The sequence below is a fragment of the Brevundimonas sp. genome, from assembly GCF_029946145.1.
Taxonomy (GTDB): Bacteria; Pseudomonadota; Alphaproteobacteria; order Caulobacterales; family Caulobacteraceae; genus Brevundimonas.
This window is the reverse complement of sequence record NZ_JAQSDY010000025.1, coordinates 99,493-119,500: the sequence shown is the minus strand read 5'-3', so window position 1 is coordinate 119,500 and position 20,008 is coordinate 99,493. Positions and strand designations below refer to the sequence as shown.

Below are 20,008 nucleotides of genomic sequence, written 5' to 3'. Positions count from 1 at the left end.
GCCGACCCCAGGGACCCTGTATGAGCGGGAGCGCCGGCGGCGCCAGTTAATCCTCGGTCATGACATCCCGGTAAGGCGCGGTTCCGACACCTCTTCCATTTCGCGAAACCCGCCGGCTGGATGGCGTCGACCATCCACAGGTTTTGGTCGGCTGAAAATGGTTTCCCTGTTTACCGGACTTTGCGCGACAGGCCCGTCATTACGCACGTTCCGGTAGAGATAAGTATAGTTTTCTATCTTTCAGCGCGTCTCCATTCACCTTTTCTCAGCGGCGGCGAAGTTGTCGCCTTGGAGATGTGATAGTTTTATGGATTGATTGATAGTTTCGCGCTTTATATTTGCTCTCTATAGAAGTAAATGCGTCGCCGCCTGCTAGCAAACTTGATTCTACTGCCAAAATACGAGAGCGATATCTGAATCGATCACTGTAAAATTGACCGGGCCGACCGAAAAATTTATCGAAAATTGTAGTCATTTACGTATTTTTAAATATCATTACTGTATTAATGTCGTCGTTTAACCAGACGGGTAAGGTTTGAGTTAATCTATCAGCGTTCATTGAGACGTGACGGAAAGGTTCAAATCGGGGCTGGCAGGACATGCATGTGGGACGGGGCGACGGCGGGTATGGGCGTTTGCGCGAGGAAGCGGACCCGGGGGCGACCCCGCAACGGCGGGCCTTCGGCACGCCGTACGAAAGCATCACCTTTTCAACGGCGACCCGCTCACGCTGTGAGCTGACCGTCACCCTGGCCTCGCAGCCGGTGTTCGACCTTGCGTCCTCGACGCCGATCAGCCAGCGCCTGAAACGCACCATCCGGCGCTGTGGCGAACGCTCGATCTTTGAACGGAAGACGCTGGAGCTCGACGACCTCCACCAGATCGACGTCCTGACCATCGAGCACGGCATGCGTCTGTTGCGGCTGGGGCCGGGCGACACCGGGATCGTGCCGGCTTTCTGGCGGACACTGACGGCCGGACGCGGTCCCTATGCGCTGCAATGCGCCGCGGTTCAGCACAGTTCGGAACCCGGAAGCCTTCTGATCGAGGTGTTCGGCGGTCTCGAACACACGCCCGTGGACATCATCGACGAGGCCCTGGCGCATTTCCAGACCCGGACGCGCGGGGTCGTGCTGCATATCGCGCCCGACATCGACACCGCGCGGCGTCTGAACGGCGTCCGCGCCCATTGCCTGGCCATCGATTTCGCCGGGGTGGCGCACGAAGGCGCCCGCGACTGGCTAAGCGCGGCTGAACTGGTGGCGGTGGCGCGGCAGATCTGCAGTCAGTTGCTGCTGGTCAATCTTCGGCCGGATCGCGCCCTGGCGGCCCAGGCGGCCGGGGCCACCCACGCCGTCTTCTCGGTCCTGGAGCCGAGGACGCTCTAGCCCGGAAGCCTATTTCCGTTTGCGCGTCAGGATCATGCGGACGCTCATGCCGAGCACGACGACGGGCACGAGAACGAGCAGCCACGACAGTATTCGCTCGACGTCCATGGCGCGCCCCTCCTCGAGGCCCGCGCACGGAGCGCGCCGGCGCGTCCGAAGTCAAACGGCGATCAGCGCCACTTCGACCCTTCGCCATGTCCGCCTATGCTCTCGAACTCGGGCGGGGCGGCCTTGTGGATATATTGCTCGGACACCAGCCAGCCCTTCAGCGGCCGCAGCACGCCGAGGCAGCCCAGCACCAGCAGCGGCATGGTCACCACCAGGTGCACCCAGATCGGGGGGTGGGCGCTGAACTCGAACCACATGAACAGGACCATGCCCAGGACGCCGACCAGGCTCATGCCGAAGAAGGCCGGGCCGTCGGCCGGTTCCGCGAAGCCGTAGTCCAGGCCGCAGGCGGGGCAGGCCTCCCGGATGGTCAGGAAGCCCTTCAGCAACGGCCCCTGGCCGCATCGCGGACAGCGGCAGCGCAGGCCGGTGGAAAGGGTGTTCAGGCGTGGATACTCGATATCGGGCACGATCTGGGTCCTGACAGGAAGCCGTGGGGTTTGATGTCGGCGCGCGGGGGTCGGCATGCAACCGGCGCATTGTCGCGGGGAACCCCGGGGGGCGCGGGGAACACCGGGCGGTCCTCGCCGTTTCCCGCCCATGACCGAGACGCTGGGATCCGCCGTACCCGCCGACATCGAGGCGCTGGTCGATGCGGTGCTGAAGGCCGCCTCTGACCACGGCGTCACCCTGGCCACGGCCGAAAGCTGCACGGGCGGCCTGGTCGCCTCGATGCTGACGGACGTCGAGGGCCGGTCCCACGCCTTCGAGCGCGGCTACGTCGCCTATACGGACGAGGCCAAGGCGGAGGAGCTGGGCGTCCCCCGCCGGTTGATCGATCAGAACGGCGCCGTCTCCGAGCCTGTGGCGAGAGCCATGGCAGAGGGCGCCCTGAGGGACTCGCGCGCCGGCGTGGCCGTCTCGGTCACGGGCTTCGCCGGTCCCGCCGGGCCGGACGACGAACCGGGACGGGTGCATTTCGCCCTCGCGGCGGCCGGGGCGCCCACGGTGCATGAGGAGCATCATTTCGGCGACATCGGCCGTGGGCCGGTGCGGCTTGAGTGCCTGCGCGTCGCCTTGCGGATGATGCGGAACGCGCTTCCCGACTGACCGGGCGTCGGTCACCAACCGTTAACCGCGTTGTAAGGCCGGTCGCGCGAGGGTGCGCGCGTATGTCCGGGGTCCCCGTCAGCAAGCGCGTTCTCAGAACCACCGTGGCCGCCGCCGCGGCGGGCGCGGTCGCGTTCGCGCCCATGGCGCCGCTGGCCCAGGAGGCCGGCGTCCCCGTCGATCCGATCTCGATCCGCATCGGCGCCAACGCCGAGTTCACCCGCATCGAATTCGCCGGCGTCATCGGCGCGCGGTCGCGGGTCCGCCGCGAGGGCCGCGACGTCATCGTCCGCATCGGCTCGACCGCCGCGCCCGACGTATCGCGGCTGAAGGTCGATCCGCCCAAGGGCGTGGACAAGGTCGAGACCCGCGCCGTTCAGGGCGCGACCGAACTGGTCCTGACCCTGGCCGAGGGAGCAGACTTCCGCAGCGGTTCGGCCGACGGCGCCGTCTATCTGAACCTGTTCGCCTCGGCTCCGGACGCGCCCGCTCCGCCCGCCGCCCCGGCGCAGACCGTGGCCGTGGTCGCCCGATCCACCCCCGCCAAGGTCTCGATGACCTTCCAGTGGGACAGGCCGGTCGGCGCCGCCGTCTTCCGGCGCGGGTCGGCGGTCTGGGTCGTGTTCGACACGCCCGCGCGGCTCGACATGTCCGGCGCCCGGCAGCTGGGTCCCGTCTCGGACGCACACTGGACCGCCGGCCCCGACCATGTCGCCGTCCGCATCGCCGCGCCCGAAGGCCTGGCGGTTTCCGCCGTCGCCCAGGGTTCGAACTGGACCGTCGTCATCGGCGGCCAGCCCGTCGCGGTCGAGGGCGTGGCCGTCGACCGCGACGACACCGGCGAGCCCGTCCTGGTCGCTCGCATGGCCGGAGCCACGCGCGCCGTCTGGCTGACCGACCCGCTTGCCGGAGACCGGTTCGCCGCCGTCACGGCCCTGGCGCCCGGCAAGGGCTTCGCTGACCGCCGCCGCACCGTGGATCTGGCCCTGCTGCCCACCGCCCAGGGAATGGCGGTCGAGACCACGTCCGCCGATCTGGGCATTCAGGCCGAGGGCGATCGGGTCATCTTCAGCCGCCCCAACGGTCTGATCCTGTCGCCGCCGTCGGCCGCGCTGGACGCCGCCGCCGATGAGAGCGGAGCTCCGCGGAAGGCGAAATTCCCGGCCCTGATCCTGGCCGAATGGGCCGATGTCGGCCACGCCGGTTTCTCCGCCCGCTATCGCCAGCTTCAGGACGCCGCCGCCCGGGAAGCCATGGCGGCCGGCGACGATCCGCGCGCGCCAGCCGAGGCGCGCTTCGCCCTGGCCCGGTTCCTCGTCGGCTCGGGCCTCGGCTACGAGGCCGTCGGCGTGCTCAACACCATCGTCGCCAGGGCCCCCAATATGGTCGGCGAGCCGGAGCTGCGCGGCCTGCGCGGCGCGGCCCGCGCCTCCATCGGCCGGATGGAGGAGGCGGAAGGCGATTTCGCCGCCTCCGCCGTGGCCGGCGACCCCGCCTCCGCCATGTGGCGCGGCTATATCGCCTCGACCCAGGGCGACTGGGCCGCCGCCCGGCAGGCGTTCGCCGCCGGGGCGGTCGCGGCCGACGCCTTCCCCGCCGTCTGGCGCGCCCGCTTTGGCGCTGCCCACGCGCTGGCGGCGCTGGAAACCGGCGACCTGCCCTCGGCCCGCGCCCTGCTGGCCTACAGTTTCAGCCAGGACGCGCCCGCCGCCGATCAGCTGACCGCCCACCTCGTGCAGGCCAGGCTGCTGGAACTGGACGGCCAGTCGGATCGCGCCCTGGCCGTCTATACCGCCGTCAGCCGTGCGCCACTGGACGCCGTGTCCGTTCCCGCCAAGCTGGGCGTCGTCCGCCTGTCGCTCGCCAAGGGAAAGATGAAGGCCGGCGACGCCGCGACGGAACTGGAGGCCCTGCGCTGGCGCTGGCGGGGCGACGCCACCGAACTGGCCGTCATCCGGCAGCTGGGCCAGCTCTATCTTTCGCAAGGCCTGTATCGCGAGGCCCTGACCGCGTTGAAGGGGGCCGGACCCGGCCTGAACCGGCTGGAAGGCGCCGCCGACATCCAGGCCGATCTGGGCGCGGCCTTCCGCATGCTGTTCCTCGAGGGCGGGGCCGACGGCCTGCAGCCCGTGCAGGCCCTGGGCCTGTTCTATGATTTCCGCGAACTGACCCCGATCGGCGCCGACGGTGACGAGATGGTGCGCCGTCTGGCCCGGCGGTTGGTCGATGTCGACCTGCTGGACCAGGCCGCCGAACTTCTGAAATACCAGGTCGAGAACCGGCTGGAGGGCGTGGCCAAGGCCCAGGTCGCCACCGATCTGGCCACCGTCTATCTGATGGACCGCCAGCCCGAACCGGCGCTGCAGGCGATCTGGGGGTCGCGGACCACCATCCTGCCCAATGCCCTGAACGCCGAGCGGCGCGCGCTGGAAGCCCGCGCCCTGACCCAGCTGGGACGTTACGATCACGCGCTCGAAGTGCTGGGCGGCGACGCCTCGCCCGAGGGACGCGACGTTCGCGCCGAGATCTTCTGGAAGCAGCAGAAATGGATCGAGGCCGCGGCCCTGTATGACGCCCGCCTGGGCCAGCGCCATGCCGATCCCGCGCCCCTCACGGCCGAAGAGGAGGCGCGCCTGCTGCGCGCGGGGATTGGCTATTCGCTGGGCCGGGATGGCGCGGCCCTGAACCGCCTGTCGCGGAACTATCGCCCGTTCATAGCCGGCGCGCGTGCGAAATCGGCCCTGTCGGTCGCCCTGGACGACGACGGCGTCGCGCCCGGTGATTTCGCGGGCCTGGCCGCCTCGGCAGACACCTTCGCGGGTTGGGTCACGGCCATGAAGAGCGATCTCAGAACGAAAACGGACGGGAACCGCGCCGCGGCCCCCGCCCGTCCTCAAGCTGCGGCGGCGGCCCCTGCGAGGCCCGCCGCCTGAACCTGACGGTTCTTACTTGTTCACCGCATCCTTGAGCGGCTTCGACACGCGGAAGCGCACGGCCTTGGAGGCGGCGATCTTGATCGTCGCGCCGGTGGCCGGGTTGCGGCCTTCACGGGCGGCGCGGGCGGCGGTGTCGAACACGCCGAGGTTGGAGATGCGCACGTCGCCGCCGCCGGTCAGCGACTTGTGGATGTTCTTGACGAGGGCGTCGAGCATGCGGCCAGCGTCGGCCTGGCTGACACCGGCGTCCTTGGCGACGGAGGCGATGAGTTCTGCTTGGGTGGTCATGTGGGTCGTTTCCCGATGAAAGCTCGCCCCGATTCAGGGGCGATGACGGACGGATTGACGCCGCTTTTTATTCCCTTGGCAAGCGACTTCGCGGCTGTAAGCCCCACGGGCTGGGGATTTACCCGGTACCGGACGCTCTCTGGAAGCTTTCGACGAGGCTTCCGGCCACCAATCTCCAGCCGTCCACGAGCACGAAAAAGATCAGCTTGAACGGGAGGGAAATCACTACCGGAGGCAGCATCATCATGCCCATGGACATGAGCACGCTGGCGACCACCAGATCGATCACAAGGAACGGAACGAAAAGGAGAAATCCGATTTCGAAGGCCTTCTTCAACTCGCTGATCATGAAGGCCGGCGTGACCACTCTCAGGGGCAGGTCGGCGGCCGCCGTCGGGGCCTCCAATCGGGACAGCCGGACGAACAGCGCGAGGTCGTCGCGGTCCACCTGGGCCAGCATGAAAGTCTTCACAGGTTCCGACGCCGCATCGAAGGCCTGGGGCAGCTCCATCTGCTGATCCAGCAGGGGTCGGATGCCCGAATCATAGGCGTCCTGCCACGTCGGAGCCATCACGATGGCGCTCAGGAACAGGGCCAGGGACACCAGAACAGCGTTCGGCGGCGACTGCTGCATGCCCAGGGCGGTGCGCAGCAGCGACAGCACCACGACGATTCGCACGAAGCTGGTGGTCATGATCACGATCGACGGCGCCAGCGACAGCACGGTCATCAGGCCGACCAGCTGGACCACGCGCTCGGTCAGGCCCGCGCCGGTGCCGAGGTCGACATTGATGGCCGCGCCGGGTCCGCCGGCTGCGGCGATGTCCTGGGCCAGGGCCGCCAGCGGCCAGAGCAGACAGGCCAGGGTGGTGATCAGCGACAGCAGGGCCGCGCGCTTCAGTTCGGCGCGGGTGGGCAGGACGAACAGCGCCTGCGTCTCCCTCCCCCTCCGGGGGAGGGGCGTCGGCGCGCAGCGGCGACGGGGTGGGGACGGCTCGGCGAGGCGGCCGCTGGTGTTCGTGTCGCCAAGCCCCTCCCACCCGGTCGCTGCGCGACCACCCTCCCCCGGAAGGGGAGGGAGAACGTCCGTGCGTTTCACTTGGCGTCCCCGCGCGGCTCGATCAGCTCGCGCCCTTCGCCGAGCATCAGCAGCCGCTCCTCGCCGTCGACCGAGACCAGCACCAGCCGGCGGGCAGGGTCCAGCATCAGGGTCTCGACCACCTTCATGCGCTTTTCGCCGCGCTCGGCGCTGAGGCGCGCCAGCAGCGCCGGGGCGTACCGCCGGGCCGCCCACGCGGCCAGGCCGATGATGCCCAGGGTGAAGGCGAGCGCGAACAGGGCTCGCAGCAGGTCGAGAAAATTCATGCCCCAGCCTTCGGCGATCATGGTTAACGCCGCGTTGAGATAACGTCCCGTTAACCATGCACGCGGCAGTTACTGCCTATCTACTGTGGGCGGTCGGCGCCCGGTCCGCTTGCAAGGGGCGCCAAACGTGGGTTTCACCGACCTGCCGCTGCTCGGCCAGATCAAGGGCCGCCTGTCCTGGCTGGACGAGCGTCAACGGGTCATCGCCCAGAATGTCGCCAATGCCGACACGCCCGGCTACGTCAGCCGCGACCTGAACCAGCCGACCGATTTCGCCGCGGCGATGCGCGAGGGCGGCGGCGGGGTCCGCATGACCCGCACCAGCGCCATGCACATCGCCCCCGCGGGCCAGACTGCCCGCTTCCAGACGCAGTCCGCGCCCGATTCGGAGACCACGCTCGACGGCAATTCCGTCGTGGTCGAGGAGCAGATGCTCAAGATGGCCGAGAGCCGCATGGCCTATGATGCGGCCATCGGCTTCTACCAGAAGTCCATGCAGATGCTGCGCATGGCCGCCCGCGCGCCCGGCCGATGAGGAGCTGACCGATGCCTGACCCCATCCCCCCGCGCAACAGCGCCATGGCCGTCGCGGCCAGCGCCCTGAAGGCCCAGCAGTCGCGCATGCGGGTGATCGCCGAGAATATCGCCAACGCGCAATCCACGGCGCAGGTGGCGGGCGGCCAGCCCTACCGCCGCCAGATCCCCGTCTTCCAGGCGCGCGAGATCAACGGCGCCACGGGCGTGACCCTGGCCGAGGTGCGGCCCGACATGGGCGATTTCCGCACCGAATACGATCCGGGCCATCCGGCGGCAAACGCCGAGGGCTATGTGCTGCGTCCCAACGTCGACACCCTGGTCGAGGCCATGGACATGCGCGAGGCCCAGCGCGCCTACGAAGCCAATCTGAACATCATCGAGACCGCGCGCTCGATGGACAGCCGCACCCTCGACCTGCTGAAGAAATAGGGCCTGAGCGATGAACCCCTTGATGGCGGCCAAGGCCTATGCGGCGATCCAGGACGGCGCCTCGCCGGTCGGGGGCGGCGCGAACGTCGGCCAGTCCGGCTTCGCCGACATGCTGACCAGCGTCATGGGCGACATGACGCAAAGCTCGCGCGCGGCCGAGACCCAGATGGCCTCGGCGGTGCAGGGGCAGGGCAGTCTGATCGACGTGGTCACCGCCGTGTCCTCGGCCGAGGCCTCGCTGGAAACCGTCATGGCCGTCCGCGACCAGGTGATCCAGGCCTATCAGGAGATCATGCGGATGCCGATCTGACGCCCGTCAGGTCCTGCGCGCCCGTCCCCTGAGCCACTGCGACAGCACCCATTTCTCGCCCTTGGTCGGCGGCAGACCCGCGTGCCGGGTGCGCCGGTCGATCGAACCGTCGGGCAGGGTGTTGGCCCACAGCAGGGCGTCGCCCTTGCGGCCCCGGTGGCGCAGGCCGCCGGCCTCGAATGCGGTCTCGCCGCCCTCGAAATCGTCGTTGAGGAAGACCAGCAGGGTTGCGATCCGCTGGCCGCCCGCGGTCAGATCGGCGGCGTATCCGGGCGTCGCCGGATCCAGCCAGTCCACGTGCCAGTCGAACGTCTGGCCCACGGCGTAGTGCAGCACCTGGGTCCACTCCAGCCCCGGCACGGGCAGGCCCACCGCCCGCGCGATCCGCTCGCGCACCAGGGCCAGCACCACGTCCATCCGCCCGAGGTCGAACTGCGCCGCGGTGTTTGTGCGCACGCTCTCGCGCCGTCCCTCGCCGGTCGCGAGGTCATAGACCAGGGCCGGTTCCGCCAAGGCCCGGGCCCGCGCGATCATCCAGTCGCAGACCGCCGGAGCCAGAAATCCGTCGATGGCGAAGATCGCCGGCCCCTCTGACAGCACGCGCGGGCGCGGCGCGGTCAGCCAGCCGGCGATATCAGCGTCCCGGGCTGCCTTGAGCCAGTCGTCCGGCGCCGAGGTTCCGGCCAGCAGGGCAGTCTGATCCCGCGCGGGTTCGAACCCGAGGTTCGCGGCCCGGGCCAGCAACTCCATCGCCCGATTCCAGTCGGGCGCGACGCCCAGCCCCATGCCGGTCAGCACGGCCAGACGCGCCGCCGCCGCGCCGTCGCCGGCTTCGGCGGCGCGGGCGAGTGCGGACGGATCGGTGTCGACAGGCGTGTTCACGCTTCCGTTCTAGGTCGGACACGGGGAGGGGCCAAGCTTACGAAGAATTCACAGACCGCTTCGCATCCGATCGGTGTTCTGTCAGCCTCTCCCCGGCGCAACGGATCGGAGACTGCATGACCCGCCTGACCCTCGCCGCCTCGGCCGCCGCCCTGCTGGCCGCCTGTCTGCCGTTCGCCGCCGTCGCCCGGAACGCCCCGCGGCCCATGGTGCTGGTTCACGCCGGAAACCTGTTCGATTCAGAGGCCGGGCGGATGGTCGGACCGCGCGACATCCTGATCCGGGGCGATCGCGTCGCCGAGGTCGGAGAGTCCCTGGCCGCGCCCGAAGGCGCGACCGTCCTGGACCTGCGCGGCTGTTCGGTGATCCCCGGCCTGATCGACGCCCACACCCATCTGCTGCTCGAGCAGCGCAACGGCGAGGGCCTGTCCGACGCCGCCGCCCGCGACCGGGGCGTACAGGGCGACATCTATCGCGCCCTGACCGGGGCGCAGCGGGCGCGCCAGTATCTGGAAGCCGGCTTCACCGCCGTGCGCGACCTGGGCAATTCGGGCCAGTTCCTGGATCTGATGCTGGAACGCGGCGTCGACGACGGCCGCGTGGCCGGGCCGCGCATCTACGGCTCCGGTCCCGGTCTGGCCCCCGCGGGCGGCCAGCTGGAGCCCCAGCCCGCCGATCCGCACGGCCTGGTCGCGGGCGAGTACCGGGTCGTCAACGGCGTGGAGGACGCGCGCGCCGCCGTGCGCGACGCCATCGCCCGCGGCGCCGACGTCATCAAGATGTATCCCGAGGCCACGCCCCAGCGGACCCGCCTGTCCGTCGAGGAGATGGCCGCCATCGTTTCGGAGGCGAAACGTCACCGTATCCCCGTCGCCGCCCACGCCACCGGGGACGAGGCGATCCGCGAGGCGGTCGAGGCGGGCGTGACCTCCATCGAGCACGCCTATGAGGTGTCCGACGACACACTGCGCCTCATGGCGTCGAAGGGGGTCTGGCTCGTGCCGACCGACCCGTCGCTGGAGATGGCGCTCACCTTCGTCGCCTCATGGCCGCAGCAGCCGCCGCGCGAGGAGGTCGACCGCCATCTGCAGGGCGGCCGCGACCGGCTGATGCGGGCGCACCGGCTGGGCGTGCGCATCGCCATGGGCTCGGACCTCTACTTCCCCTATGCGCCTGGACGCGGCGCCGGCTCGCGGGCGACCATGGACGGCTATGTCGAGGCGGGACTGACACCCGTCGAGGCGCTTCGGACGGCGACGTGGGAGGCGGGACGCCTGCTCGGCGACGACGGCCTGGGGGTGCTGAAGAGCCGGTCCTGGGCCGACCTGGTCGCGGTCCGGGGCGATCCGACGGCGACGCTGGCTCCTCTGCGGACGCCGCGGCTGGTGATGAAGGGCGGGCGCGTCGAGGTCGGCTCGGCGGGGGACTGCACGGGCTGACGGCGGGCCCGCTAGCCTTCGAGCGAGACGACCGGCTGGCTGAATGTCGCCGGGCGCCGTGACCGGCCTTTCAGCCAGATCCGGATGCGGTTCTGGATCGGCGTGTCGATCGCGACGTGGAACGCCCAGGCGAAGACGAAGGCCGCCGCCACGCCCGCGATCCACAGCGCCCACTGGGCGGAAACCGGCAGGGCGAACCGGGTGATGGCGACATTGGCCATGCCGAACCAGGCGATGCGCACCACCTCGTTGGTGATGAACATCGAGAACGAGACCTGTGCGGCCTTCTCGATCCATTTCGACGGGCGCGGCGTGGGGATGGCGCCGGCCGCCAGGATGATGGTCGAGATGCAGACCAGGGAGATCAGCGCGTTCTTGTCGAAATACTGGGCCACGGCGAGCCCCACCGCCGCCGCGACTCCGGCCCAGCCCGCCAGCTTCGGCGCGATCCAGACCTTCTGCGCGAACCAGGCCAGCGCCATGCCCAGGAAGAACAGCGGCAGGGCCCGGAAGAAGCCGAAGCCCATCGGCATCTGGTAGACGGGGTAGCCCAACAGGCTCCAGGTCAGCTGGTTGGCCAGCAGGTACAGACCGACGCCCAGGGCCAGCACGCTCCACGGCCCCAACCGGACCAGTCCCTTCAGCATCCACGGGAAGGCGAGATAGCAGCCGATCAGGGCCGAGATCGACCAGCTGGGCGCGTTCCAGCCATAGCCGCCGGGCACGCCGAAGGCCTGGACCAGTCCCATCTGCGCGGGCAGCTGGCTCCAGTCGAACCACTCGGGCGCCCGTGGTCCGAAGCCGAGCGCGGCGCTGCCGAGGACCAGGACGATCAGACTCAGGCCCATCATGATATGGGCGGGCCAGACCCTCAGGAAGCGTTTGGCGAAGAAGTCCCCGGCCGACATCCGGCCCCCGGCCACGGACGCGCCGTAGACGCGCATCAGCACATAGCCGCTGTCGATCAGGAAGAAGTTGGTCAGCAGGAAACCGCCACGCTCGAACACCGGATGCAGGCTCTCGGCCAGCGGCACGGGGCCCGCACCCTGGAAGTGATGCAGGATGATCAGCGCGGCCACAATGAAACGCAGGGCGTCCAGCCACCCGCCCCGAACGATGGGCGTTGTTTCATTTCGGGTCGATATCGCCGTCCAGGCCATCGGAAAGGCCTCCTTCGAGGCGAATTCCGCAAGGACCGGGCCACGATGGAGCCCTACAGTTTGCTGAAAGCGACCCCGCGCCAGCCCCAGCCCGCCGCCAGGACGGCGGCCCGGATCGGATCCTTGATCTCGCTGGTGTCGAACCGGTAGTCGTAGATCTGCCCGTACGATCCATCCTCGCGGAAGGCGTAGACGGTCTCGAAGCTCTTCTCCCACTTCTGGCCCCGGGACGCCGAGCCGCTGGCGCTCAGCGTCGGCACGCCGGCGCGCCATTCGACTTCCCACAGTTCGTCGACCGCGCGGACCTCGCCCTTCGCCTCGTCGAATTTCATCAGCACCTTGAAGACCTTCTTGATGCCGGCCTTGGCGAAGATTTCGTACCATCTGGCGTCCACGATCCGCCATTCGGCGACCATGTCGACGCCCTCCTTCTTCCCGTCACGGATGACGAACGGCGCCGTCGCCCGGTTGACGTCCATCAGGCTCTTGCGCAGCTCAGCGACAGGCTGACGGACCGCGCCGGCCGGCGGCGTCTTGCTTCCGGTCAGAAAATCGAAAAGCCCCATGGTCGTCCCCCGTTCGTTGTCGAGGGGACAGTGGTCGATCGCGCTGCCGAAGACCAGCGTTCAGCCCCGCACCAGCCGCAGGAATTCCTCGCGCGTCCGCGGGTCGTCACGCACCACGCCGCTCAGGTGGCTGGTGGTCAGGCTGGCGCCCGGCGCGTTGACGCCGCGCAGGGTCATGCAGCTGTGCTCGGCCTCGACCACGACGCCGACGCCCTGGGGCCGCAGCACCTCCTCGATCGCCAGCGCGATCTCGGACGTCATCTTCTCCTGGATCTGCAGCCGCCGGGCGTAGCCGCGCACCACCCGCGCCAGCTTGGAGATGCCGACCACCCGGTCGGTCGGCAGATAGCCGACGTGGGCCACGCCCACGACCGGCAGCATGTGATGCTCGCAGAAGCTGACGAAGCGGATGTCCTTCAGCACGACCAACTGGTTGTAGCCGCCGACCTCCTCGAAGGTGCGTTCCAGATACTGACGCGGCTCGACCTCATAGCCGGCGAACAGCTCCTTGTAGCTGCGCGCGACGCGGGCCGGCGTGTCCAGAAGACCCTCACGGGCGGGGTCGTCGCCGGCCCACTCTATGAGCGTGCGAACGGCGGCTTCGGCTTCGGCCTGGGAGATGGCGGACTTTGTCATGCGCCCCTTAGACCGTGAAGCGCAGGGGAGTTCCAGCCCCGGATGGCTCAGATCCGCAAGCCGTCAGGAAGCACACGCCGCCGTCCGACCGCATGATTCTTGACTTATAGAACTGGACCGTCCAGTCTAATCACCGAAACTGGAACTCTGTGATGCGAAACCCAAGCCCGACCATCGTCGCCCGGTGCCGCTGCGGTCAGGTCGCGCTGGAAGCGACAGGCCGGCCGATCCTGACGGTCGCCTGCTATTGCGACAGCTGCCGCAAGGCCGCCGCCGAGCTGGAGGCCTTGCCCGAAGCGCCGCCGGTTCTCGGCGCGGACGGCGGCACGGACTTCCTCCTCTTCCGCAAGGACCGGGTGCGCCCGGCGGCAGGAGCCGGGCGCCTGGGCGAGCATCGGCTGAGTGCGGACGCGAAGACCCGCCGCGTTGTCGCCGGATGCTGCAACTCGCCGATGTTCCTGGAGTTCGAGCACGGCCACTGGCTCAGCCTCTACCGGGACCGGTTCGACCCTGAGGCCCGGCCGCCTCTGGAGATGCGGACGATGACCGGCGATCTTGGACCCGAAGTTCGGCTGGATGACGCCGTTCCCTCCGCGGCCACTCACACGCCGGGATTCATGTGGAAACTCCTGGCCGCTTGGGCCGCCATGGGTTTCCGGACTCCCGGGGTCGACTATGTCCAGGGAAGGGTTGGCCGCTGACCCGGCGCGGGCGCTAACGCCCCATTAACCACGCTCCCGGCATTTTCTGCCCGGTCCGGCCTCAAGCAGGCCGAAGGCCGACAGGCCCAGTGTAAAGTCCGGGAGTACGATTTTGAACGGCGCGGAAGTTCTGGATGTCGGGCGCGACGCCCTGTGGCTTACGATCCAGCTGTGCCTGCCCGTTCTGCTGGTCGGCCTGGTCGTCGGCGTGGTCATCGGCCTGGTCCAGGCCCTGACCCAGATCCAGGAACAGACCCTGATCTATGCGCCCAAGATCATCGCCATCTTCGTCTCGCTGCTTCTGTTCCTGCCGCTGATGGGCGCCCTGCTGGGCGGCTTCATGCGCGAGATCGCCGCCCGCATCGCCGGCATGTGACGATGACGGCCTCCGTCATCGTCATCCTCGGGCCTGACCCGAGGATCGGATTGTCCGGCGCGCGTCAAAGGACGATGGGGCGCGGGCTGGCGAGCCATCGCCAGAACGCCAGGGCGCTTCCGCCTCTGATCCTCGGGTCAAGCCCGAGGATGACGGGGTAGGGGATGGAGCCTTACGCCACATCGGACCAGGTCTGGCAGGGCGCGCTGATCTTCGCGCGGATCGGCGCGGTGCTGATGATGCTGCCCGGCATCGGCGAAAGCTATGTGCCGCCGCGCATTCGCCTGTCGCTGGCCCTGGTCGTGTCGCTGGCCCTGTGGCCGGTGATCGCCGGCGTGCTGCCGGCCCTGCCGGCCAGCGTCGGCGGCATGGCCGGCTGGATCATCCGCGAGGTCATCGTCGGCCTGATGATCGGCGCCCTGCTGCGCAGCTTTACCGCCGCCCTCTCGACCGCGGGCGAGATCGTGGCCCTGCAGACCACCCTGGCCTTCGCCCAGACCGCCAACCCCATGCAGGCCCAGCCGGGTTCCACCATCGCCGCCTTCCTGATGCTGCTCGGCACCACCCTGATCTTCGCCACCAACACCCATCACCTGTTCATCGCCGGACTGGTCGGCTCGTATGAGCTGATCGCCCCGGCGCGGCCCCTGGTGACCGGCGATTTCGCCGAACTGGCCATCCGCACCCTGGGCGACGCCTTCATGCTGGGCGTCCAGCTGTCGGCGCCGCTGCTGGTCTTCGCCCTGATCTTCAACATCGCCTCGGGATTGATCGGCCGCGTCATGCCGTCGTTCCAGGTTTTCTTCGCCGCCGCCCCGCTCAGCATCATCCTGGGCCTGTCGGTCTTCGCTCTCAGCCTCGGCGTGGTGGGTACGGTCTTCATCGACCGCTACCGCGCCCTGGCCCAGATCTTCGCGGGGGGCGCCGGTGGCTGAAGGCGCCGATCCCGAGTCGAAGACAGAAGAGGCGACACCCCGAAAACTCGAGGACGCCCGAAAAAAGGGCGACGTCGCCAAGTCGCCGGACGTCGCCTCGACCCTGTCGCTGGCCGGCGCGGCGGCCGCGATCCTTATGACGGGGGGCTATTTCGCCACCTCCATGGCCGAGCAGCTTCTGCCCTTCATCGCCGCGCCGCATCTCATGCTGGGCGGGCTGGAAGCCGGAGCGGGGGTCGAGATCGGGGCGATCGCCCTGTGGGCCGTCGCCCCCTTCCTCGGCGTGGTCATGCTGGCCACCATCCTGGGCGGGGTCGGCGGCAATGTCGCCCAGTCCGGCCTGATCTTCAGCCCCGAAAAGCTGAAGCCCGACTGGTCCAAGGTCAGTCCGATGAAGGGCTTCAAACGCATCTTCGGCCCGGACGGCCTGGTGCAGTTCATCAAGACCTTCATCAAGCTGCTGGCGGTCGGGTTCATCTGCTGGATGGTGCTGAAGCCGCACCTGCGCGACCTGGAGAACATGGCCGCCATGCCGCCGGCCATGATCCTGCCGGTCGCGCGCGACATGATCCTGGCGTTGGTGGTGGCGACGCTGATCCTGCTCGGCTTCACCGCCGGGGCCGACTTCCTCTGGCAGAAATTCCGCTTCGCCGAGCGGATGAAGATGACCAAGGAAGAGATCAAGGAAGACTACAAGCAGTCCGAGGGCGACCCGCACGTCAAGGCCAAGCTGAAGCAGATCCGGGCCCAGCGCAGCCGTCAGCGGATGATGCAGAACGTGCCCAGGGCCACGGTCATCATCACCAACCCCACCCACTATTCGGTGGCCCTGCGCTACGAACCGGGCGAGGGCGATCCGGCGCCGATCTGCGTCGCCAAGGGTGTCGACGCCCTGGCCATGCGCATCCGCGAGGTCGCCCGCGAACACAATGTGCCGATTGTCGAGAACGTGCCCCTGGCCCGCGCCCTCTACGCCGCCGTCGATGTCGACGAGACCATTCCCCGCGAACATTTCGAGGCGGCCGCCAAGGTCATCGGCTTCGTCATGCAGAAGCGGAAGAAGCGTTGATCGTTCAAGGGTCTTAACCCCCCATTTACCATGCGCCCGGCATTTTCTGCCTGGCGGGCGTCTGTAAGGACCCGTGAGTATTTCGGGGCGGGGACGCGTGGGCGGCTTCACGGCGGCGTTGCAGAGATTCGGGATCGGTCGGTTGACCGTGGTGCTGGGCGTCGCCGCCGGCATCACGATCGCCCTCATCCTGATCATGATGCGGGTGGGTCAGGCCCCGGACGCCCTGCTGTATTCCCATCTCGACCTGCGCGAGGCCTCCGAGGTCACCAGCGCCCTGGACGGCGCCGGCATCAAATATTCCTCCAAGGGCGACGGCTCGACCATCTTCGTCAGCCGCGACGAGGTGGGCGAGGCCCGCATGCTGATCGCCGGCAAGGGGCTCGTGACCTCCGGCAGCGTCGGCTACGAAATCTTCGACAACCAGTCGGTGCTGGGCCAGACCGAGTTCCAGCAGAACCTCAATGCGAAGCGGGCCCTCGAAGGCGAGCTGTCACGCACCATCATGAGCATGCGCGGCATCAACTCCGCCCGCGTCATGATCGCCCTGCCGCAGCGCGAGCTGTTCCAGTCCGAAGCCGCCGCCCCGACCGCCTCGATCGTCGTCGGCGTCACCGGCGGCCAGCTGGCCGCCGCCCAGGTCCAGGCCATCCGCAACGTCGTCGCCTCGTCCGTGCCGAACCTGAAGCCGGAAAAGGTCACCCTGACCGACACCTCCAACCGCACCCTGGCGGCCGGCTCGGACGCCGAGGGCTTCAGCGCCGCCTCGGCCCAGGACGCGCAGGAAACCACCGAGTCCCGGCTGCAGGCCCGCATCAAGGACATCGTCGAGGGCGTCGTCGGCGTCGGCGCCGCGCGGGTGCAGGTCACGGCCGACATCGACCACAGCCGCTCGACCACCCAGGAGCTGCGCTACGATCCGGACGGCCAGGTGGTGCGTTCGACCTCGACCAACGGCACGGAGTCCAGCGATACGACCCCCACGTCGGACGGCGGCGCCACGGCCACGAACAACATTCCCGGAGCCGAGGCGCCCGCGACCGGGACGGCCGGATCCCGCGACACCGCCAACACCGAGACGACCAACTACGAAATCTCCAACACCACCACCACGACGGTGAAGGAAGCCGGCGAGATCAAACGCCTGGCCGTCTCGGTCGCCGTCGACGGCAAATGGACCCCGGGCGCCGACGGAGCCGCCCCGACCTACGCCGCCCGCACGCCCGCCGAGATCGAGCAGATCAAGGCCCTCGTTTCCGCCGCCGTCGGCATCGATCTGACGCGGGGCGACAAGATCGAGGTGCTGAACGCCCGCTTCAACCGTGACCTGGCCGTGGTCGGCGGCGAGGAGGCCAAATCCTCGCTGTTCGACTTCACCAAGAACGATCTGATGCGCGGCGTCGAGCTGCTGGTGCTGCTGATCACCGGCGTCCTGCTGATCTTCTTCGTCCTGCGCCCGCTGCTGAAGTCGGCATCCGGCGGCGGCCCGATGCAGCTGGCCGGCGCCCTGCCGGGCGGCGGGGCCGTCACCTCCCTGCAGACCACCACCGTAATGGGCGGCGCGCCCATGCATCAGCTGACGGGCCCCCCGTCCGAGATGGAGCAGCGCCTGGACATCGCCCGCATCGAGGGCCAGGTGAAGGCGTCGTCGGTCAAGAAGGTCGCGGACTTCGTCGAGAAACATCCTGACGAATCGACCTCGATCCTGCGCAGCTGGGTGCACGAAGGCTGATGGCGGCGCGCATGGTCTCCAAGAAACCAGCCGTCGAGGACGCCAGGAAGCTGACCGGCCCCGAGAAGGCCGCCGTCATCCTGCTGTCCCTGGGCGAGGATCACACCCGCCTGTGGCAGAGCCTGGACGACGAGGAGATCAAGGAAATCTCCCAGGCCATGGCCAGCCTGGGCTCGGTCAGCTCCTCCGTCGTCGAGGAGCTGATGGTCGAGTTCGTCTCGGGCATGAGCGGCTCGGGCTCGGTCATGGGCAGCTTCGAACAGACCCAGCGCCTGCTGGCCTCCTTCATGCCCTCCGACCGGGTCGAAGGCCTGATGGAGGAAATCCGCGGCCCCGCCGGCCGCACCATGTGGGACAAGCTCGGCAATGTGAACGAGGCCGTCCTCGCCAACTATCTGAAGAACGAATACCCCCAGACGGTCGCCGTGGTCCTGTCCAAGATCAAGCCGGATCACGCCGCCCGCGTCCTGACCAGCCTGCCCGAGGATTTCGCCCTCGAATGCGTCCAGCGGATGCTGCGTATGGAGCCCGTCCAGCGCGAGATCCTCGACAAGATCGAGCAGACCCTGCGCACCGAATTCATGTCGAACCTGGCCCGCACCTCCAAGCGCGACAGCCACGAGATGATGGCCGACATCTTCAACAGCTTCGACCGCCAGACCGAGGCCCGCTTCATCGGCGCGCTGGAAGAGCGCAACCGCGAGGCCGCGGAGCGCATTCGCGCCCTGATGTTCGTGTTCGAGGATCTGGCCAAGCTGGACCCGGGCGGCATCCAGACCCTGCTGCGCGGCGTCGAGAAGGACTCCCTGGCTCTGGCGCTCAAGGGTTCGTCGGAATCCCTGCGCGAACTGTTCTTCTCCAACATGTCCGAGCGCGCCTCCAAGATCATGCGCGAGGACATGGAGTCGATGGGCCCCGTCCGCCTCAAGGACGTCGATCAGGCCCAGATGGCCATGGTCCAGGTCGCCAAGGATCTCGCCGCCAAGGGCGAGATCATGCTGGTGGGCCAGGGCGGCGACGACGAGCTGATCTACTGACATGACCCATCAGCCCCTCAGCACTCCCTTCGCCTTCGACACCGAGTTCGACGCCTCGGGCGTGGTCGTCCACGCCTCGTCCTTCCGCCCGACCAAGCGGTCCTACGCCCCCCTCGAGGTCGACGCCCTGATCGCCCAGGCCCGGCTGGAGGCCCGCACCGAGGCCCTGGCCGAGAGCGCGAACGTGCAGGCCATGGCCCTGTCCGCCATCGGCCAGGCCCTGGACGCCGCCATCCCCGCCCTGACCCAGGTGGCCCAGGCCCACCGCGAACAGTCCGCCCATCTGGCGCTGTCCGCCGCCCGCGTCGTGGCCGCCTCGGCGCTGGACCGGTTCCCCGCCGCGCCGCTTCAGGCCGCGCTGGAAGCCCTGGGCCAGGAAGTCGACGCCTCGCCGCGCCTGGTCATCCGCACTGGCGATCTGGACGACGCGACGCGGACCCGCATCGAACAGCTGTGCACGGACGCCGGCTTCTCGGGCGTCGTGGCTTTCCGCAACGAGCCGATGATGCCCGCCGCGGCCTTCCAGCTGGAATGGGCCGACGGCCGCGCCGCCTTCGACCCCGCCGACGCCTTCGGCCGCATCAGCGATGCCCTGAACTCCGCCCTGGCCGCCGAAGCCGGTCACGCCGAAACCCTGACCCCCGAAATCCCGCTGGAAGAGAGGCCGTAATGGCGTCCGACACCATGTCCCTGGAGGAGTTTCCGGACTCCACCGCGATCACCGTCAACGACGATGCGACCGACAAGACGGCCAGCGACCTTGCCCCCGTCTTCGACGTGCCGGTCAACATCTCGGCCGTGCTGGGCAAGGCCCACATGTCGGTGGCCCAGCTGCTGAAACTGAACCGCGGATCGGTGCTGCAGCTGGACCGCAAGGTCGGCGAGGCCATCGACATCTTCGTCAACAACCGTCTGGTCGCCCGCGGCGAGGTCGTCGTCGTCGAGGACCGTCTGGGCGTGACCATGACGGAAATCATCAAGACCGAAGACAGCAACGCCTGACG

At 68.6% G+C, this 20,008-nt stretch carries 23 protein-coding genes; 15 read left to right on the top strand and 8 right to left on the bottom strand.

Annotated features, from left to right (window positions below; translation table 11 throughout):
• Positions 1 to 605 precede the first annotated feature (605 nt).
• A complete protein-coding gene (locus tag PSV23_RS11030) occupies positions 606 to 1,388 on the top strand; it encodes a hypothetical protein (RefSeq protein ID WP_300468842.1) in 783 nt (260 codons plus the stop codon).
• 170 nt (positions 1,389 to 1,558) lie between these two features.
• On the opposite strand, the gene PSV23_RS11025 is transcribed toward PSV23_RS11030, so the two are convergent.
• Entirely contained in the window at positions 1,559 to 1,966 is a 408-nt protein-coding gene (locus PSV23_RS11025; RefSeq protein ID WP_300468840.1) for a DUF983 domain-containing protein, read from the bottom strand.
• Between the two features lie 130 nt (positions 1,967 to 2,096).
• Here PSV23_RS11025 and PSV23_RS11020 point away from each other — a divergent pair, with 130 nt between their 5' ends.
• Both PSV23_RS11020 and PSV23_RS11015 read left to right on the top strand, forming a co-directional pair.
• Positions 2,097 to 2,606, top strand: coding sequence for a CinA family protein (locus PSV23_RS11020; RefSeq protein WP_300468838.1), 510 nt, complete (start codon positions 2,097 to 2,099; stop codon positions 2,604 to 2,606).
• A 62-nt stretch (positions 2,607 to 2,668) separates the two neighbouring features.
• Positions 2,669 to 5,539 (top strand): hypothetical protein, encoded by a 2,871-nt coding sequence (locus PSV23_RS11015; RefSeq protein WP_300468836.1) that lies wholly within the window; start codon positions 2,669 to 2,671, stop codon positions 5,537 to 5,539.
• 12 nt (positions 5,540 to 5,551) lie between these two features.
• Here PSV23_RS11015 and PSV23_RS11010 read toward each other — a convergent pair whose 3' ends face one another.
• The 3 genes from PSV23_RS11010 to PSV23_RS11000 all read right to left on the bottom strand — a co-directional run bounded on the left by PSV23_RS11010 (position 5,552) and on the right by PSV23_RS11000 (position 7,195).
• Positions 5,552 to 5,830: an HU family DNA-binding protein gene (locus tag PSV23_RS11010; protein ID WP_055830800.1), complete on the bottom strand. Its 279-nt coding sequence runs from the start codon at positions 5,828 to 5,830 to the stop codon at positions 5,552 to 5,554.
• 118 nt (positions 5,831 to 5,948) lie between these two features.
• Positions 5,949 to 6,758 carry a flagellar type III secretion system pore protein FliP gene (fliP, locus tag PSV23_RS11005; RefSeq protein ID WP_300468943.1) on the bottom strand — a complete coding sequence of 270 codons (810 nt, stop codon included), beginning with the start codon at positions 6,756 to 6,758 and terminating at the stop codon, positions 5,949 to 5,951.
• Between the two features lie 167 nt (positions 6,759 to 6,925).
• The gene (locus PSV23_RS11000; RefSeq protein WP_300468941.1) at positions 6,926 to 7,195 is read right to left on the bottom strand and encodes a flagellar biosynthetic protein FliO; all 270 of its coding nucleotides are present in this window, start codon (positions 7,193 to 7,195) and stop codon (positions 6,926 to 6,928) included.
• A gap of 127 nt (positions 7,196 to 7,322) precedes the next feature.
• Here PSV23_RS11000 and flgB point away from each other — a divergent pair, with 127 nt between their 5' ends.
• The 3 genes from flgB to PSV23_RS10985 are packed head-to-tail and all read left to right on the top strand — an operon-like array spanning position 7,323 to position 8,471.
• Positions 7,323 to 7,730, top strand: a complete 408-nt coding sequence (flgB, locus tag PSV23_RS10995; RefSeq protein WP_300468832.1) for a flagellar basal body rod protein FlgB — start codon at positions 7,323 to 7,325, stop codon at positions 7,728 to 7,730.
• 11 nt (positions 7,731 to 7,741) lie between these two features.
• A complete protein-coding gene (flgC, locus tag PSV23_RS10990; protein WP_300468830.1) occupies positions 7,742 to 8,161 on the top strand; it encodes a flagellar basal body rod protein FlgC in 420 nt (139 codons plus the stop codon).
• Between the two features lie 10 nt (positions 8,162 to 8,171).
• Positions 8,172 to 8,471, top strand: coding sequence for a flagellar hook-basal body complex protein FliE (locus PSV23_RS10985; protein ID WP_300468828.1), 300 nt, complete (start codon positions 8,172 to 8,174; stop codon positions 8,469 to 8,471).
• Positions 8,472 to 8,477: 6 nt separating this feature from the next.
• On the opposite strand, the gene PSV23_RS10980 is transcribed toward PSV23_RS10985, so the two are convergent.
• Positions 8,478 to 9,353: a 2OG-Fe(II) oxygenase gene (locus PSV23_RS10980; protein WP_300468826.1), complete on the bottom strand. Its 876-nt coding sequence runs from the start codon at positions 9,351 to 9,353 to the stop codon at positions 8,478 to 8,480.
• Between the two features lie 116 nt (positions 9,354 to 9,469).
• Between PSV23_RS10980 and PSV23_RS10975 the strand changes: the two genes are divergently transcribed.
• Positions 9,470 to 10,792: an amidohydrolase family protein gene (locus PSV23_RS10975; RefSeq protein WP_300468824.1), complete on the top strand. Its 1,323-nt coding sequence runs from the start codon at positions 9,470 to 9,472 to the stop codon at positions 10,790 to 10,792.
• Between the two features lie 11 nt (positions 10,793 to 10,803).
• On the opposite strand, the gene PSV23_RS10970 is transcribed toward PSV23_RS10975, so the two are convergent.
• The 3 genes from PSV23_RS10970 to folE are packed head-to-tail and all read right to left on the bottom strand — an operon-like array spanning position 10,804 to position 13,154.
• Positions 10,804 to 11,952: an acyltransferase gene (locus PSV23_RS10970; protein WP_300468821.1), complete on the bottom strand. Its 1,149-nt coding sequence runs from the start codon at positions 11,950 to 11,952 to the stop codon at positions 10,804 to 10,806.
• Between the two features lie 53 nt (positions 11,953 to 12,005).
• Complete coding sequence (locus PSV23_RS10965; RefSeq protein WP_300468819.1) at positions 12,006 to 12,518, bottom strand: hypothetical protein; 513 nt, start codon at positions 12,516 to 12,518, stop codon at positions 12,006 to 12,008.
• A 60-nt stretch (positions 12,519 to 12,578) separates the two neighbouring features.
• On the bottom strand, positions 12,579 to 13,154 hold the full coding sequence (gene folE / locus PSV23_RS10960; RefSeq protein ID WP_300468817.1) for a GTP cyclohydrolase I FolE: 576 nt from the start codon (positions 13,152 to 13,154) through the stop codon (positions 12,579 to 12,581).
• A gap of 152 nt (positions 13,155 to 13,306) precedes the next feature.
• On the opposite strand from folE, the gene PSV23_RS10955 reads away from it, so the two are divergent.
• From PSV23_RS10955 to fliN, 8 genes are all read left to right on the top strand, one after another.
• Positions 13,307 to 13,855, top strand: a complete 549-nt coding sequence (locus PSV23_RS10955) for a hypothetical protein (protein ID WP_300468815.1) — start codon at positions 13,307 to 13,309, stop codon at positions 13,853 to 13,855.
• A 109-nt stretch (positions 13,856 to 13,964) separates the two neighbouring features.
• On the top strand, positions 13,965 to 14,231 hold the full coding sequence (fliQ, locus tag PSV23_RS10950) for a flagellar biosynthesis protein FliQ (protein WP_300468939.1): 267 nt from the start codon (positions 13,965 to 13,967) through the stop codon (positions 14,229 to 14,231).
• Positions 14,232 to 14,395: 164 nt separating this feature from the next.
• Positions 14,396 to 15,166: a flagellar biosynthetic protein FliR gene (gene fliR / locus PSV23_RS10945; protein ID WP_300468813.1), complete on the top strand. Its 771-nt coding sequence runs from the start codon at positions 14,396 to 14,398 to the stop codon at positions 15,164 to 15,166.
• Positions 15,159 to 16,235, top strand: coding sequence for a flagellar biosynthesis protein FlhB (gene flhB / locus PSV23_RS10940; protein WP_300468811.1), 1,077 nt, complete (start codon positions 15,159 to 15,161; stop codon positions 16,233 to 16,235). The genes fliR and flhB overlap by 8 nt, the downstream gene beginning before the upstream one ends.
• A 97-nt stretch (positions 16,236 to 16,332) precedes the next feature.
• The gene (fliF, locus tag PSV23_RS10935) at positions 16,333 to 17,967 is read left to right on the top strand and encodes a flagellar basal-body MS-ring/collar protein FliF (protein ID WP_370461055.1); all 1,635 of its coding nucleotides are present in this window, start codon (positions 16,333 to 16,335) and stop codon (positions 17,965 to 17,967) included.
• 11 nt (positions 17,968 to 17,978) lie between these two features.
• Entirely contained in the window at positions 17,979 to 19,004 is a 1,026-nt protein-coding gene (gene fliG, locus PSV23_RS10930; RefSeq protein WP_300468807.1) for a flagellar motor switch protein FliG, read from the top strand.
• 1 nt (position 19,005) lies between these two features.
• The gene (locus PSV23_RS10925; protein WP_300468805.1) at positions 19,006 to 19,674 is read left to right on the top strand and encodes a flagellar assembly protein FlbE; all 669 of its coding nucleotides are present in this window, start codon (positions 19,006 to 19,008) and stop codon (positions 19,672 to 19,674) included.
• On the top strand, positions 19,674 to 20,006 hold the full coding sequence (gene fliN, locus PSV23_RS10920; protein WP_300468803.1) for a flagellar motor switch protein FliN: 333 nt from the start codon (positions 19,674 to 19,676) through the stop codon (positions 20,004 to 20,006). The genes PSV23_RS10925 and fliN overlap by 1 nt, the downstream gene beginning before the upstream one ends.
• Positions 20,007 to 20,008 lie beyond the last annotated feature (2 nt).